The organism is Staphylococcus sp. ZWU0021 (assembly GCF_000798895.1).
Lineage (GTDB): Bacteria > Bacillota > Bacilli > Staphylococcales > Staphylococcaceae > Staphylococcus > Staphylococcus saprophyticus.
In genome coordinates, this window is sequence record NZ_JTLN01000027.1 from 584341 (window position 1) to 601450 (window position 17110).

A 17110-nucleotide genomic window follows, 5' to 3' on the forward strand; every position below is an offset into this window, starting at 1 on the left:
ATACGTCATATTTGCGATATTCAAATAAATATTAACGAAATAAAAAAGCCGGTCAAATACCATTTAGGTTATCTGACCGTTATATACATATAAGCTACTTTGATTTTAAAATTATAACATGTGTCACAACGTTATTCGAAAAATGTGACTCTAAAAGTAGAGCCTTCATTAGGGCGACTAAAGACATTAATACGTCCATTATGTGCTTCCATAATGTGTTTGGTTATTGAAAGTCCTAAACCAGTACCGCCTGAATCTCTACTTCTCGCTTTATCTACGCGATAAAACCTTTCAAAAATATGCTGCTGATCCTCAGCACTAATACCAATACCAAAATCTTGGACTTCCATGATACGTTTGTTTGCATCTTTATATACACGTACAATCACTTCACTTGATGCTTTAGAGTAACTCACGGCGTTAGACAACAAATTCAAGGCCACTTGTGATACTTTATCTTTATTTGCATCAATGACTATGTCAGGTTTAATTTCATTAACAATTGTGATTTGCTTTTCTTCTGCAATATTTTGCATATTCTTGATTGTGCTTTCTGCGATTTCCGAAAGACTCACGTATTCTGTTACAATTTCTGTTTGTTGCTCAACATGTGAGAGATCTAATAAATCAAACACTAATGTTTCTATGCGATCTGATTCTTTAGAAATAATTTTTAAAAATTCATTTAACGTCTGTTCATCGTTTTTTGCACCATCTAATAATGTTTCTGCAAAACCTTTGATAGACGTAATTGGTGTTTTTAATTCATGTGACACATTAGCAACAAATTCTCTTCTCAAATTTTCTAGTTTTTTAAGATTCGTAATATCGTGTAACACAATCACCATACCATATAAATTTTTCTTTGTTTTAGAAAGAATCGGTACACAAGATGTGTCAAAATATTTTTGATGAACTTGATCAATTGTTAATTCAATTTGATCATATATTGGCTTTTCTACTTTAAATGCTTCGGTAATAAGTTTTTGTAGTGTCAAATCTACAAAGTCAACATAACTTTTATGCTCTACAGCTTTTTCAGGTGTAAAAACATTATAAAATGATTTATTAGCTACAACGATTTCACCATATTTATCAATCATCAATATGGAACTTGGTATATTTTCTACCGTAGTTTTTAATCGATTAGATTGAAGTTTTTGTTTGTGATTCAATCTTTGCAACCTGCGAGCAAGTTCATTCGTCGTTACAAATAACTCTCTGGTTTCTTTGACATTACTTTCAGGTACTCTCACATGGTAATATCCTTCTGCTAACAGGTTCGTTGCATAAGTCACTTCATTAATTGGTCTAATATAAGTCCGGTTAATACTTCTAACAACTAAAAATATGATGATAATCACAAATAAACCAATCAGTGCAATATATTTCCACATTTGAATCTGTAATTCTAATATCTCATTATTTATTCCACTAAGGTATACATCTTTATCATCAATAGTGGTTTTAAATGTATATCTGCGATCATCATTTTCTTTATCATAGATTAATCGAGAAGGATTTGCTTCATTTTTTATATCCTCATTTATTTGTGTTCCTTGATTTGTGGAAAACAAGACATCGTTACTTTCCTCTATTTTAACTGTAAGCTTTTCACTTTTAGCAATATCAGTCATCTCATTTTCTTTGTCATTCTTATATAGTTTGACTAGATGATCAGCTTGATGTTCCAAATCACCTTCTTGAGCTGAAGAAACTGTATTATATATTGCATGTGTAATAATTGCACCTAAAGCTAAAAAACTTATAATAACGATGATACATAATAAAAATAAAAGTCGTTGATGAAACTTTAACATTAGACTTTAGGTCTCTCCAATTTATAGCCTAACCCACGAACTGTCTTAATTAGTTTGGGTTGTTTTGGATTTTCTTCTAATTTATCTCTTAAATGACTTATATGTACATCCACAATTCTAGAATCACCAGCGAATTCATAATTCCAAACAGAGTTCAACATATGCTCACGTGTGATAACTCTGCCTTGACGCTCAATTAAATACAATAATAATTCAAATTCTTTTGGTGTTAATTCAAGCAATTCATCTTCTCTATATACTTCAAAATATTCAGGTCGAATTCTTATCGAACCAATGAGTATGTCATCTTCATCATTTTCAACTGGTACCGCCTCATTTACGATTGCAGACCTTCTTAATATTGCCTTTACTCTGGCAACAACTTCTCTTGGTGAAAATGGTTTAGTCATATAATCATCTGCGCCTAACTCTAGACCTAGAACACGATCAAACTCATCATCTTTGGCAGTTAGCATAAGTATAGGTACAAGATTTTTATCAGAACGTATTGATTTACAAACTTCAATTCCATCTTTTTTAGGAAGCATTACATCCAAGACAATCAATTCTGGGTTTGTAGCATTTACTTTTTCTAATGCCTCTTCACCATCATAGGCTACTTCTACTATGTATCCAGCTTGTTCTAAATTATATTTTAATAAGGTTACAATTGATTGCTCATCATCTACTACTAGTACTTTTTGTGACATAGTATACCTCCATATTTTTGTTTACAAATTAATTATAACTTAATTTTTAATAAAAATAACATAGTTTAAAATTTTTTAACATAAACTTTACAAAGCAAGTAATAACAATCTATGTAAATATTTTTTGAAACTTTTGTAATTTTGCTTTAAACAATGTATTGCGCTATTTATAACTGAAGTCATTATTGAAAACAATATATTGCGTTAATAGAATCTTAACACTATATACATAATATGAACACCTAAATAAGCGTTTTCATTTACTCTGTGTATTTTATTCCAACCCTATCTCACATAGACTCCCTTAGTTATCAAACAGTTTTAGTAGCCAATTGATATAAAAAGACGAAATTCCATAAGTGAGAATTTCGTCTTTTTTAATATATGCTAAATGTATGCTGACAGATTTAATTTTAACTGAATTATAGATTTTTAATTAATTCATCAGCAAAGTCAGATGTAGAAACTTCCTTCGCACCATCCATTAAACGAGCAAAGTCATAAGTAACTACTTTAGACGCGATTGTTTTTTCGATAGATGCAGTAATTTTATCTGCAGCTTCTTGCCATCCTAAATGTTCTAACATTAATACGGCACTTAAAATTTCTGATGATGGATTCACTTTATTTAAGTCAGCATATTTAGGCGCAGTACCATGTGTTGCTTCAAAAATAGCATGTCCAGTTTCATAATTTATATTTGCTCCTGGAGCTATACCGATACCACCAACTTGTGCTGCTAATGCATCTGATACATAGTCACCATTTAAATTCATAGTAGCAACAACATCGTGATCTGACGGACGTGTTAAGATTTGTTGTAGGAAGATATCAGCAATTGAATCCTTCACTATAATTTTACCATCTTTTTCAGCTTGTTCTTGAGCCGCATTCGCTTTGTCTTTACCTTCTTTTTCAACGATTTCATCATATTGTTGCCATGTAAATACTTTGTCACCAAATTCGTTATGCGCTACATCATAACCCCATTGTTTAAATGCGCCCTCAGTAAATTTCATGATATTACCTTTGTGGACTAATGTTAATGATTTACGGTTATTGTCTACCGCGTATTGAATCGCTGCACGAACTAAACGCTCTGTACCTTCTTTTGATACTGGTTTAACACCAATACCTGATGTTTCAGGGAATCTAATATTTTTAGCGCCCATTTCATCTTGTAAAAAGTCGATTAGTTTTTTAACTTCTGGTGTGCCTTCTTTAAATTCAATACCAGCATAAATGTCTTCAGTGTTTTCACGGAAGATAACCATGTCTGTATCTTCTGGACGTTTAACTGGTGATGGAACACCTTGGAACCAACGTACTGGACGTAAGCATGTGAATAAATCTAATTCTTGTCGTAACGCAACGTTAAGTGAACGAATACCGCCACCAATTGGTGTAGTTAAAGGCCCTTTGATAGCAATTAAATATTCTTCAATTGTATCAAGCGTTGCTTGTGGTAACCATTCACCTGTTTCATCATAGGCTTTTTGGCCTGCCAATACTTCTTTCCATTCAATTTTCTTTTCACCATTATAAGCTTGCTCTACTGCAGCATCGATTACTCTGCTTGCTGCTTTCCAAATATCTGGTCCAATACCATCACCAATAATAAATGGAATGATTGGATTATTTGGTACTGTTAAACCTTCATTTGTTTTTGCTACTTTTTCGCCTGCCATGTATAAAAACCTCCGTGTATTTGAATTATATTTTAATTGCGCTAACTAAAATAATACTTATTTATATAAAGCAACTCACTTATTTATGAGTAGTGATGCCTCTATCTGACTTATCTTTCTTCAATCGGTTCGTATGTTCTGTTTGTTTCACCAATATATTGTGCTCTTGGACGCATAATTCTATTATCTCTATATTGCTCTAAGATATGTGCAATCCAACCTGAAGTTCTGCTTACTGCAAAAATTGGTGTAAATAAATCATGTTTAATGTTCATACTGTGATAAACAGTCGCACTAAAGAAGTCGACATTTGCAATTAAACCTTTTTCGGCTTTCATTTTATCTGCGATTTTAACTGAGATATCAAACAATTGACTTTGCCCAGTTTCAGCAGTGATTTTTCTACTCATTTCTTTTAAGTATTTTGCTCTTGGATCGCCATCTTTATATACACGGTGTCCAAAGCCCATAATTTTTTCTTTATTTTTTATTTTGTTATCAATGTAATCATCAACTTCATCAATGGATTTCACTTCAGATAACATGCTCATTACACGTTCATTTGCCCCACCATGTAATGGACCTTTTAATGAGCCAACTGCTGCAACAATACCTGAATACATATCAGATAAAGATGAAACAGCACATCTTGCTGTAAACGTAGATGCGTTTAGTTCGTGATCCGCGTGTAATACAAGTGCTTTATTAAAAGCTTCAATTTCGATATCACTAGGTAATTCTCCTCTTAACATATATAAAAAGTTACCTGCATAGTTTAAATCTTTATTTGGTTTTACAGCTTCTTTGCCTTCTCTAACACGCGCATATGATGTAACAAGCGAAGCTATTTTAGCTTGAATACGAATAGCTCTTTCCATTGTTCTGCTTTCATCTTCGTCTTCAGCATGTTCATCAAAATGAGCGATATATGAAACAGACGTTCTTAATGCTGTCATTGGATGTACGTTACCTGTAGCGTATTCTTTAAAATGACTATACACTCTAGGATTTAATGTCATATATTCAAAGAGCTTTTCTTTAAGTTCTTTCAATTCTTCTTCATTAGGTAATCGATAATGCCAAAGTAAATAGATAACTTCTTCAAATTCAGCATTTTGTGCTAAGTCATCAATATCATACCCAGCATAAGTTAATTGGCTGTCGATGATGGAACTCACTTTCGTTTCAGCTGCAATTACCCCTTCTAAACCTTTTTGTAACTCTGCCATATATAATTCCCCTTTTCTATTTCGTTATGAAATGGCTTTCATAAACCATTATATCCAATTTTAGAACTTTTGTGAATATTTAGGTTTTAATTTCCTTACCAATTCAATAAGAAATATGTTTTTGTCTATATGCCCATAAACACGCATCTATCTATATACGTTGTTATAGATATATTTTAATATGTAAGCACGTACACTTCAATTTTTATACCTTTTCAATTGGTTATCATGATTAATAACAAATTATTAATGTACTATTATACTGTGTTCTGTATGATATCGTTTCAGAAAATAGTTGTTTTATTTTATATTGCATAGCATAATAATAAATAACTAAATAAAGGAGTCTTATATATGGCAAAACAACAGTTACAAAGAGAACTAAGTAATCGTCACATTCAGCTCATTGCAATCGGGGGTGCAATCGGAACTGGATTATTCTTAGGTGCTGGTCAAACAATTGCATTAACTGGCCCGTCTATTTTACTTACGTATATCATAATTGGTTTTATGTTATTTATGTTTATGCGTGGCTTGGGAGAAATATTAATTACTAATACTAATTTTAAATCCTTTGCAGATGTTACCAACCATTACATAGGTCCATTTGCTGGCTTTGTTACTGGCTGGACATACTGGTTATGTTGGATCATTACTGGTATGGCCGAAGTAACCGCAGTTGCAAAGTATGTTAGCTTTTGGTTTCCAAACATACCAAACTGGATGAGTGCCCTATTTTGCGTACTTGTCTTAATGTCACTTAATCTATTAAGTGCTAAATTATTTGGAGAATTAGAATTTTGGTTTTCTATAATAAAAATTGTTACAATCATTGCTTTAATCGTAGTGGGCGCTATTATGATTATCATGGCTTACAATACTCAGTTTGGACAAGCATCTTTAACTAACTTGTACAATAATGGTATTTTCCCTAAAGGTATCAGTGGTTTTGTTATGTCATTCCAAATGGCACTATTCTCATTTGTAGGAATTGAACTTATTGGTGTAACCGCGGGCGAAACTAAAGATCCCACTAAAACATTACCAAAAGCAGTTAACAGTGTACCGACACGTATATTAATATTTTATGTTGGTGCTTTAGCAGTCATCATGTCAATTATTCCATGGAATCAAATCAATTCAGACGAAAGTCCTTTTGTAAGGCTCTTCGCACTAATTGGCATACCATTCGCAGCCGGTATTATAAACTTTGTAGTATTAACAGCAGCCGCATCATCTTGTAATAGTGGTATTTTTTCAAACAGCCGAATGCTCTTTGGATTATCGTCACAAAAACAAGCGCCACCGTTTTTCAATAAAACAAATAAAAACGGTGTGCCACATATAGCGATATTCGTTTCATGTGGATTACTAATGATTGCTGCTTTATTGAACTATATTATACCGAACGCAACACTTGTATTCACATATATTACCACTGTTTCTACGGTACTATTCATTGTAGTTTGGGCGTTAATTACAGTGGCTTATATAAACTATCACCGTAAAAATCCAGAATTACACAAAAATGCGTCATTTAAATTACCAGGTGGTAAATACATGGGATATGCTATATTAGTATTCTTTATATTAGTGTTTAGCTTACTATTCGTAAATACGGATACAAGAATTGCAGTATTTCTTACACCGATTTGGTTTATTATTTTAGGTTTAATGTATATGCGCTATAAACAAGTATCAAAATCACAACAATAAAAACCGATTATGACTGAGCAAATTTAAACTTTATTAAAAATATTTTAAGAGAGTTGGACAGAAATCCAATTTTCTAATATAGCATTCGTAACCTGTCTTAGGTTAGAATGACTAAATGAATAAGAGTCTGGGACAAAAATAAATGTCTCAGACTCTTTATTTTTATTGCACATATTGATCTGTCGTTGATGTTTAAATGAGTAATAGATTCAAACTATATTCATAGTAGTTTGTTATCAAAAAGAAAGCCTCGACATGACGTCGAGGCTTTCTACATATTATATTATGAATTAAATTATATTTTTAAAGTACGTTTGCATAACCTTCAAAGATTTTTCCTTGGTTTGCATCTACTGTAATGAGTACATCACTTTGAATTTCAGATGTAGCGTTCTCAACGCCTACTACGGTAGGAATACCTTTTTCTAATCCTATAATTGCACTTGGAGATGTAATGCCATTTTCTTCAGTAATGAGTCCGATTGCATTTTCAATATATGGTACAAGCGTCTCATCTACAGAACTTGTTACAATTATAGATTCTGATAAGTCTTTGCCTTCTAGTTCACTAGCATCTTTAACTACTAGTGTTTTACCTACTACAGAACTTCTACCGATACCTTGTCCTTTAGCTAGTTCATCACCAACTAAATGTAATTTCATCATATTCGTTGTACCTTTTTCACCAGTTGGTACACCAGCAGTAATAATAATTAGGTCACCATTTTGAACTCTTTCAGTTTCAACGGCTGTTGCTACTGCATTATTTAATAATGCATCAGTTGTTTTACGTCCTTCTTTAACGACTGGGAAAATACCCCATACTAAAGCACATTGACGCGCAGTTTCTACATTAGGTGTAACTGCAATAATGTCAGATTGTGGACGATATTTAGAAATTGTACGGGCAGTTGAACCACTTTCAGTAGCAGCTACGATTGCTTTGACATTTAAGTTTAAAGCAGTATGAGCAACTGAAACACCAATAGCATTGACTAATGAAGTTTCAACTAATTTTGTACGGTCAGATAATAATTTTTTATAATCTTGTGCTGCTTCTGCTGATACAGCTATATTACGCATTGTTTTAACTGCTTCTTCAGGGTATTGACCTGCAGCTGTTTCACCAGAAAGCATAACCGCATCTGTACCATCATAAATTGCGTTCGCTACGTCACTTGCTTCTGCACGTGTCGCACGTGGATTACGTTGCATAGAGTCTAACATTTGTGTAGCAGTTATAACTGGTTTACCTAATTTATTACATTGTCTAATTAAATCTTTTTGCACCATTGGTACTGATTCAGGTGGAATTTCAACACCCATATCACCACGAGCAACCATTAAACCATCAGAAACTTCTAATATTTCTTTAATATTATCAATACCCTCTTGATTTTCAATCTTAGGTATAATGCTGATATTTTTATTTTGCTTCGCTTCTAATAATTTACGAATATCTAATACATCACTTGGACGACGTACAAAGCTCGCTGCAATGAAATCAACGCCTTCACTAATTCCAAAGTTAATGTCGTCAGCATCTTTATCTGTAATACCAGGTAAGCTTACTTTGACACCAGGTAAGTTTACGCCTTTTTTGTTTTTTAATTCTCCAGTATTAAGTACATCACATAATACTTCACCGTTTGCTTTATCGATTGATTTAACTTGTAATTCAATTAAACCATCATCTAATAAAATATATGAACCTTCTTCAACATCATTGATTAAGTTTTCATACGTTACTGAGAATTTTTCAGGAGTACCTTCAACTTCAGTCATGCTTACGGTAACTTCAGAACCTTTTTCAAGTTCAATAAGCCCATCTTTCATGTTGTGTGTACGTATTTCTGGTCCTTTTGTATCAAGTAAGATTGCAACTGTTTTGCCTAATCTTTTAGAAACTTTACGAATTGTGTCAATTCTAGCTTTATGTTCAGCATGGTCACCATGCGAGAAGTTTAAGCGCGCGACATTCATTCCAGCCTTAATTAGTTTTTCAAGCATTTCTTCAGATTCGGACGCAGGTCCAATAGTACAAACAATTTTAGTTTTTCTCATTATTATTTCCTCCCAGTATTTTAAATAGATAATTCATTCGTTAGCGCATAAGTTTCAAAATCAAACTCATGTTCATGTGATCTAAATATCTCGTCAAAAGGTGTATCAGTTAATTCATTATTACGAATTCCAACACCAATAGCAGATTTTCCATCTAACAGTAAATCAACTGCATGTCCGCCTAATCGTGATGCAAGCACTCTATCTGCACCACTTGGGCTACCACCACGTTGAATGTGGCCTAGCACTGACACACGTGCATCAACATTGATATATTTAGTCAATTCTTCTGCACATACTTCACCTGACATGCAACCTTCTGCGACCATCACGATTGAGTGTTTTTTGCCACGTTTGATTCCATTATCAATCTTTTCTGCTATATCTTTGATGTCTGTCTCAACCTCTGGAACAATAATAGTTTCAGCACCAACGGACAAACCAGCCCAAAGCGCTAAATCACCACAATCGCGTCCCATAACTTCAATGATGAAAGTTCTTGCATGACTAGATGCTGTATCACGAATTTTATCTACACATTCAATTATAGTATTTAATGCCGTATCAAATCCAATTGTAAAGTCCGAACCATTGATATCATTATCAATCGTACCTGGTATTCCAATCGTCTGTATTTCAGGACATTCTTCACTTATACGCTGTGCACCTCTGTAGCTACCATCTCCACCAATAACTACAAGCCCCTCAATGCCTCTCTTACGTAGATTTTCTATACCTTTTTTACGGACTTCTACTTCTTTAAATTCTGGACATCTTGCAGAATATAAAAATGTTCCACCTCGTTGAATTGTGTCACCTACTGAACCGAGTTCAAGTTTCTCGATATCATCGTTTAATAATCCTTGATAGCCTTGATAAACACCATAGACTTCAATATTATTGTAAATCGCTTTTCTAACCACAGCTCTTACCGCTGCATTCATGCCTGGAGAATCTCCACCACTTGTCAACACTGCAATTTTTTTCATGACGACATACCTTTCTAACATGTATTTCGTACTCTAAAAATACCATAAAATCTAAGCTGTTTCCATTAAAATAGGGCTTCGTGACAAATGTAAACGTTTTAAATATAAGTATTCGATAATTGTACATATAGTAAGCGTTTCCTTATAAGTTCCTAAAATTACTTGAATACTTATGTACTATTTACCTTAATTCGAATTATCGTAAACAAATCATAAATCTATAGCAATTGCCTCATTTTGTAAAAATAACAAAAAAGCTAAGACAATAGAAATTATTATCTTAGCTTTCAACATATTTAACACGAATATCAAAAACATCAGACACTTTATTCTGTATACGAACCTATTGTTCTAAATTTTTGATATCTATCTTCAACTAATTCTTCTTGCGTTAATTGGTTCAATTCTGATAAATGCGATTCAAATGTGCGTTTGATACTTTGTGCTTGTGTTTCGACATCATGATGTGCGCCACCTAAAGGTTCTTTGATAACTTCATCCGCTATATTTAATTCATATAAATCTTCGGCAGTAATCTTCATTGTTTCTGCCGCGATTTTAGCTAGATTACTATCTTTCCAAAGTAAAGCGGATGCACCTTCTGGAGAAATAACAGAATATGTACTGTTTTCTAACATTAGGATGCGATTGGTAATGCCTAAACCAAGTGCACCACCACTTCCTCCTTCGCCAATAACAATAGAGATGACTGGTACAGTTAGCGAAGCCATTTCAACTAAGTTTCTGGCTATTGATTCACTTTGACCTCGTTCTTCTGCCGCTTTACCCGGATATGCACCTTTTGTATCAATAAATGAAAAAATCGGTCTATTGAATTTTTCAGCTTGTTTCATTAATCTAAGTGCTTTTCTATAACCTTCTGGATGCGCCATTCCAAAATTGCGATATATATTATCTTTTGTATCTTTACCACGTTGTTGACCCACTACTGTAACGGCTTGTCCATTAAGATAGCCGATACCGCCAATCATAGCTGGATCATCTCTATAATTTCTATCCCCATGTAATTCGATGAATGAATCAAATATATGCGGGATATAGTCTAAAGATGTTGGTCTTTCTTGTAAACGCGCTAATTGCACACGATCCCATGGTTTCAGATTTGTATATACTTTTTCGGTTTCTCTTGCTAATGAAGCTTCCAACATGTCAATTTCTTCTTGTAAATCTACATCATTTTTTTCTTGAGATTCTTTCAAAGATTCAATTTTATTTTTTATTTCAAAAAGCGGCTTTTCAAAATCAAGCATTTGTTTTCACCTCTTGGTGCATTTTTAGAATATTAGATAATGTCGCTTTCATTTCTTTTCTATGTACGACTTTATCTAATTGTCCGTGTTCTAATAAAAACTCTGCAGTTTGGAAATCATCTGGTAATTTTTCATTTATAGTTTGTTCAATGACACGTCTACCTGCAAAACCAATTAATGCTTTTGGTTCACTTATGTTGATATCACCAACCGAAGCAAAACTAGCAGAAACGCCTCCAGTTGTAGGATTTGTTATATACGAGATATATAATAATCCAGCATCTGCATGTCTTTTTAAAGACACACTTGTTTTACCCATTTGCATTAAAGAGATAATACCTTCCTGCATTCTTGCACCACCACTTGCTGAAAACAATATGAATGGCAATCTATTTTCAGTACAGTGTTCAATGATTCTACAAATTTTTTCACCTAATACAGAGCCCATGCTTCCCATTCTAAATCGCGCATCCATAACTGCCACACCAAATGTCATACCATCTAATTGTGCTGTGCCAGTCACTACAGCTTCATTCAAACCAGTTTTTTGTTGGTCTTTTTGAATTTTTTCTTCATAGCTTGGGAAGTCCAATGGATTAGCAGAGGTCATTCCTTTATCAAATTCCGTAAATGTCCCTTCATCTGATATAGCTTCTATACGATTGTGTGCAGTTAACGCAATATGATGATCACAATTAAAGCAAACATTCAAATTTTCTGCTAGTTCTTTTGTATACATAATTTTTTTACACTTAGGACATTTAGTCATAATACCTGCTGGTACATCACTTTGTTTTGAATCAGATACTGTTACATACTTTTTCTTTTTACTGCTTCTATTGAAAAAATCTTTAAACATTGGTAAACCTCCACTTAACCATCGCTTAGTTACTCACTACCAATTCGGTTTTGTAATCAGCGTTAATGAATATTATTTATCTAAGTCTGTTAATTTCATTGTTTTATTATATATCTCTTCTGGATCTACATCTACTCTTGCCACACCAGATTCCATCGCTGCTTTAGCTACTTCTCGAGCAACAGATGGTGCAACACGTTTATCAAACGGATCTGGAATACAATAGTCCGGATTTAACTCTTCAGGTTTGATTAAATCAGCAATAGCCTCAACAGCTACTTGCTTCATTTCTTCATTGATATGTGTTGCTTCAACGTCTAATGCCCCTCTAAATATGCCTGGGAATGCTAAGACATTATTAATTTGGTTTGGAAAATCTGAACGTCCTGTACCGATGACTTTAGCACCTGCAGCTTTCGCTACATCCGGTTTTATTTCAGGATTTGGATTAGCCATTGCAAAAATAATTGGATCGTCAGCCATTGATTCAACCATTTCTTTAGACAATAAATCTGCCACAGAAACCCCAATAAATACATCGGCATCTTCAATCACATCATTCAAACTGCCATCTATTTTGTCTCTATTCGTCCATTTAGCTACATAAGCTTTCGTGTCATTCATACCAAACGAACGTCCCTCATAAATTGCGCCTTTTGAATCACACATAATCATATTTCTTACACCATAAGAATAAAGTAATTTAATAATCGCAATACCAGCGGCACCAGCGCCATTCAATACGACTTTAATGTCCGATAAGTCTTTATCTACGATTCTCAATGCATTGATCATACCTGCAACTGTTACAATGGCAGTACCATGTTGATCATCATGAAACACAGGAATTTTAGTTTCCTTTTTTAATCTTTCTTCAATTTCAAAGCAACGAGGTGCTGAAATATCTTCAAGATTAATACCACCATAATTGGGTTCAAGTAATTTTACAGTATTAATGATTTCTTCGGTATCCGTCGTATTCAGTGCAATTGGCACACCATCTATACCGGAAAAACTTTTAAACAACACTGCTTTACCTTCCATAACCGGTATACTTGCCTCAGCCCCTATGTTTCCAAGTCCTAATACCGCAGTACCATCAGTAACAACAGCGACGGTATTGCTTTTCATTGTATATTCAAATACTTTACGAGGGTCCTCATGTATTTCTTTACAAGGTTCAGCTACACCTGGCGAGTATGCCAAGCTCAATTCTTCTTTATTAGTCACCTTTACTTTAGGTGAAACCTCTAATTTCCCTTGATTTTTTCTATGCATTTCTAATGCTTCGTCTCTTAATGTCATGTAATCTACCCCTTACATCCAATTAGTTTAAAATAACATTCATATACATTTTTATTACAATCTAACCCAAATTACAAATGATATCGTTAACAAATTGTTATTTTCATTCGCACGTTAATGTTTGTAATAAAAACATATAGATATATAAACTATTATATATTTTTTCACTCTTAATTTTTATAAAAATTAAAACTGATGGCAAGTTTATGCTTTACCATCAGTTAACTATACCATAGTTTATAGTGCGGTTAAAGTTAAATAATTCTAATATCTCGGGGTGATAAACGTTGGATTAATTTACTTAATATTTCATTATCTCGTGTTATGAAACCAATTGTTTCTATATTGTTTTGGCTTTCATCAAAATAGTTAACCGGAATTTGATTTTGCCCTTTATCGTTGGTTAATAATTGATCCAATTTAGATTCACTATCCCATTTTCGAACAACAACTTGTTGCGCTTCGTCAAATTTAGTTTGCTCAAAATGATCCATGGTATCCACTTGATTTAATATCAGTTGTTGTTTATTATTTCTATTCTCAAACTTACCTCTTACGACTAACATTTTAGAAGTATTTAAATCGATTTCATATTTTTTAAAGGTATCCGGGAATACGACACCATCCAAATTATTGATACCATCATTTAAAGTTACAAATGCCATATTTTGCCCATTTTTCGTTCTAATACGCTTAAATTGATCTACTTGAACAAAAATGGGTTTATTATCTTGTGCGTTAGCAAGCTTATAAATACCCAAATATTGCTTTTGTTCAAATGCTTTTTCTACTGGATGTGTAGATACATAAAACCCTAAATATTCTTTCTCATATTCACTTAACACATGATCTGGTAGCTCTTCTTTTTCTTCATAAGAAGCTTTAGGTGTGAGTACATCAAAAATAAAACCATCTTGTTCAATATCAGAGATATCATCCAGCACTTGATCTATAGCATTTAACAGCGTCGCTCTATTCTTGCCAAAAGTATCAAATGCCCCCACTAAGATAAGAGATTCAAGTAATTTTCTAGTTTTAATTCGTTTAGGTATCCGTCGCGTGAAATCAAAAAAGTCTTTATAGAAACCATTTGCTTTTCTTTCTTCTACAATTAATTTAACACTTTGATAACCTACACCTTTAATTGCACCAATAGATAGGTAGATACCTTTTTTTGTGGCCTTGTAGAACCAATGACTGTAATTAATATTAGGTGGTAATATATTAATTTTTTGATGTTTAGCCTCATCAATCATTTGCGCTGTTTTCTTTTCGCTTCCAATAGCATTACTTAAAATATTGGCATAAAAATAATTAGCATAATGTACCTTTAAATAACTCATAATGTATGCAATTTTTGAATAACTCACGGCATGCGCACGAGCAAAACCATAATCCGCAAATTTTAAAATCAAATCAAAAATCTGTTTACTTAAATTCTCGTCATACCCATTTTTCAAAGCGCCATTCACGAAATGTTGCCTTTCACTTTCTAATACCGCTCTGTTCTTTTTACTCATTGCACGTCTTAAGATATCCGCTTCACCATAACTAAAATTGGCAAATTTACTCGCAATTTGCATTATTTGTTCCTGATAAATAATAACGCCATAGGTCGTTTTTAATATAGGTTCTAAATCTGGATGTAAATATTGCACCTTCTCTGGATGATGTCGTCTTGATATATAGGTCGGAATTTCTTCCATTGGCCCTGGTCTATAAAGTGATGTGACAGCGACTATATCTTCAAAGTGTTCAGGTTGTAATTTTTTTAATACATTTCTAATACCATCAGATTCTAATTGGAAGATACCTGTTGTATCCCCTTGTGACAACAAGTGAAATACGTTTTCGTCATCGAATGGAATTTGTTCTATATCCACATCTATATTCAAATCATGTTTCACTTGTTTTACTATTTGATGAATGATTGAGAGATTACGCAAACCTAAAAAGTCTATTTTTAATAAACCTATTCTTTCTGACTCAGTCATTGTCCATTGAGTCAATAGACCTGTATCACCGAGCGTTAATGGTGCATATTCATATAATGGATGATCATTAATAATAATACCTGCTGCATGAGTCGAAGTATGTCTAGGTAACCCTTCTAATTTCTTACAAATATCAAACCATCGTTCATGCCTATGATTACGATGAACAAACTGTTTAAATGGCTCCTGTGAATATGCGTCGTCTAATGTTATGCCAAGTTTATGTGGAATTAATTTAGAAATTTCATTTAGTGTGATTTCTTCGAACCCCATAATTCTCCCCACATCCCTAGCCACTGCCCTTGCAAGCAAATGACCAAAAGTCACAATACCAGCGACATGGGTTTCACCGTATTTCTCTTGAACATATTGGATGACTTTATCTCTATGTGTATCTTCAAAATCAATATCTATATCTGGCATTGTTACACGTTCAGGGTTTAAAAAACGTTCAAATAACAGATTATATTCAATAGGATCGATTGTTGTTATATTTAATAAATAACTTACAAGTGAACCTGCAGCTGATCCACGTCCTGGACCGACTAATACATCATTGTTCTTAGCGTACTGAATTAAATCACTTACGATTAAAAAGTAGTCTTCAAAACCCATTTTAGTGATAATTTGATATTCATGCTCTAAACGTGTTTGATAAAGTTCCTTTTTGTTTAGTGGTAAATTTAATTGCTGAAGATTATCTGCTAGTAATTGCCATAAAAAAGCATCCGATTGCTGTTGATTTGGTGTTTTATATTTTGGTAACAAAGATTGATGATAAATCATTTCCGCCTGACAAAGTGTTTCGAGTTGATTTGTTTGTTCCCAAACCGCATCATCGATTGACAAACCTTGTAATTCAACATTTGAATATAGATGTTCATTGTAATCCGTTTGTTCACTCACTAAATCTAATTTACTATTCTCCTTTATTGCGGCCATGGCAGAAAGCGTATCTGAATCTTGGGAATTTAAATAACGCGTGCTTTGTGCCCAAACTATTGGTAAGTCAAAAGTGACTTTACTCTTATGATTTACAAAGACGTGCGCATGTTCCGAAAAGTTTGAAATAATTGCTTCATGAGATTCAGTTACATTTTTAAAAATAATAACGAAATGACTTTCATATTTTTTTAACCATTCTATCGGTGTTTCTACTTTCTCTTTCATTTTAATTGCCGATGATAGTTTAAATAAATCTTTTAATCCTAAGTTATTTTGCGCCAATACGATTGTTTCAAGCTCTGACAAACCATCTGTAAGATTAATTGTCATACCAAAGATTGGATGAATATTTGCAGAAATACATGCGTCATAGAATTGCGGAAGTCCATACAAAACATTCGTATCAGTAATTGCGAGCGCTGTATAGCCTTCTTGTGCAGCCTTCGCAACAACATCCTTAATTCTAATACTTGAATTTAATAAATCATATGTCGTATGAATGTTTAAATGCGCAACCATT

General features: G+C 33.3%; 11 protein-coding genes. 1 reads left to right on the forward strand and 10 read right to left on the reverse strand.

All coding sequences use genetic code 11. The annotated features are described in order from the left end of the window. Window positions 1–131 precede the first annotated feature (131 nt). From pnpS to L987_RS08255, 4 genes are all read right to left on the reverse strand, one after another. Entirely contained in the window at window positions 132–1820 is a 1689-nt protein-coding gene (gene pnpS / locus L987_RS08240; protein WP_047504033.1) for a two-component system histidine kinase PnpS, read from the reverse strand. Beyond that, a complete protein-coding gene (locus L987_RS08245; RefSeq protein ID WP_011302915.1) occupies window positions 1820–2530 on the reverse strand; it encodes a response regulator transcription factor in 711 nt (236 codons plus the stop codon). Before L987_RS08245 ends, pnpS begins: the two co-directional genes overlap by 1 nt. Window positions 2531–2952: 422 nt before the next feature. Further along, on the reverse strand, window positions 2953–4218 hold the full coding sequence (gene icd / locus L987_RS08250) for an NADP-dependent isocitrate dehydrogenase (RefSeq protein WP_011302914.1): 1266 nt from the start codon (window positions 4216–4218) through the stop codon (window positions 2953–2955). A gap of 110 nt (window positions 4219–4328) precedes the next feature. Continuing rightward, complete coding sequence (locus L987_RS08255; protein WP_011302913.1) at window positions 4329–5447, reverse strand: citrate synthase; 1119 nt, start codon at window positions 5445–5447, stop codon at window positions 4329–4331. Between the two features lie 354 nt (window positions 5448–5801). Here L987_RS08255 and L987_RS08260 point away from each other — a divergent pair, with 354 nt between their 5' ends. After that, complete coding sequence (locus tag L987_RS08260; RefSeq protein ID WP_011302912.1) at window positions 5802–7163, forward strand: amino acid permease; 1362 nt, start codon at window positions 5802–5804, stop codon at window positions 7161–7163. Between the two features lie 303 nt (window positions 7164–7466). Here L987_RS08260 and pyk read toward each other — a convergent pair whose 3' ends face one another. The 6 genes from pyk to L987_RS08290 all read right to left on the reverse strand — a co-directional run bounded on the left by pyk (window position 7467) and on the right by L987_RS08290 (window position 17109). After that, window positions 7467–9227 (reverse strand): pyruvate kinase, encoded by a 1761-nt coding sequence (gene pyk, locus L987_RS08265; protein ID WP_047504036.1) that lies wholly within the window; start codon window positions 9225–9227, stop codon window positions 7467–7469. Window positions 9228–9247: 20 nt separating this feature from the next. Beyond that, window positions 9248–10216, reverse strand: a complete 969-nt coding sequence (pfkA, locus tag L987_RS08270; protein ID WP_041784897.1) for a 6-phosphofructokinase — start codon at window positions 10214–10216, stop codon at window positions 9248–9250. A gap of 326 nt (window positions 10217–10542) precedes the next feature. Then, window positions 10543–11487, reverse strand: coding sequence for an acetyl-CoA carboxylase carboxyltransferase subunit alpha (locus L987_RS08275; protein ID WP_011302909.1), 945 nt, complete (start codon window positions 11485–11487; stop codon window positions 10543–10545). Beyond that, window positions 11480–12346, reverse strand: a complete 867-nt coding sequence (gene accD, locus L987_RS08280) for an acetyl-CoA carboxylase, carboxyltransferase subunit beta (RefSeq protein WP_011302908.1) — start codon at window positions 12344–12346, stop codon at window positions 11480–11482. The genes L987_RS08275 and accD overlap by 8 nt, the downstream gene beginning before the upstream one ends. Before the next feature lie 72 nt (window positions 12347–12418). Next, on the reverse strand, window positions 12419–13651 hold the full coding sequence (locus tag L987_RS08285) for an NAD(P)-dependent malic enzyme (RefSeq protein WP_047504039.1): 1233 nt from the start codon (window positions 13649–13651) through the stop codon (window positions 12419–12421). Between the two features lie 254 nt (window positions 13652–13905). After that, window positions 13906–17109, reverse strand: coding sequence for a DNA polymerase III subunit alpha (locus L987_RS08290; RefSeq protein WP_047504042.1), 3204 nt, complete (start codon window positions 17107–17109; stop codon window positions 13906–13908). Window position 17110: the final 1 nt, after the last annotated feature.

Coding starts and splice junctions, on each gene's coding strand:
- L987_RS08275 (WP_011302909.1), bottom strand. CDS start 11,487: ATGCTTGATTTTGAAAAGCCGCTTTTTGAAATAAAAAATAAAATTGAA.
- L987_RS08290 (WP_047504042.1), bottom strand. CDS start 17,109: ATGGTTGCGCATTTAAACATTCATACGACATATGATTTATTAAATTCA.
- L987_RS08285 (WP_047504039.1), bottom strand. CDS start 13,651: ATGACATTAAGAGACGAAGCATTAGAAATGCATAGAAAAAATCAAGGG.
- icd (WP_011302914.1), bottom strand. CDS start 4,218: ATGGCAGGCGAAAAAGTAGCAAAAACAAATGAAGGTTTAACAGTACCA.
- pnpS (WP_047504033.1), bottom strand. CDS start 1,820: ATGTTAAAGTTTCATCAACGACTTTTATTTTTATTATGTATCATCGTT.
- L987_RS08260 (WP_011302912.1), top strand. CDS start 5,802: ATGGCAAAACAACAGTTACAAAGAGAACTAAGTAATCGTCACATTCAG.
- pfkA (WP_041784897.1), bottom strand. CDS start 10,216: ATGAAAAAAATTGCAGTGTTGACAAGTGGTGGAGATTCTCCAGGCATG.
- accD (WP_011302908.1), bottom strand. CDS start 12,346: ATGTTTAAAGATTTTTTCAATAGAAGCAGTAAAAAGAAAAAGTATGTA.
- L987_RS08245 (WP_011302915.1), bottom strand. CDS start 2,530: ATGTCACAAAAAGTACTAGTAGTAGATGATGAGCAATCAATTGTAACC.
- pyk (WP_047504036.1), bottom strand. CDS start 9,227: ATGAGAAAAACTAAAATTGTTTGTACTATTGGACCTGCGTCCGAATCT.
- L987_RS08255 (WP_011302913.1), bottom strand. CDS start 5,447: ATGGCAGAGTTACAAAAAGGTTTAGAAGGGGTAATTGCAGCTGAAACG.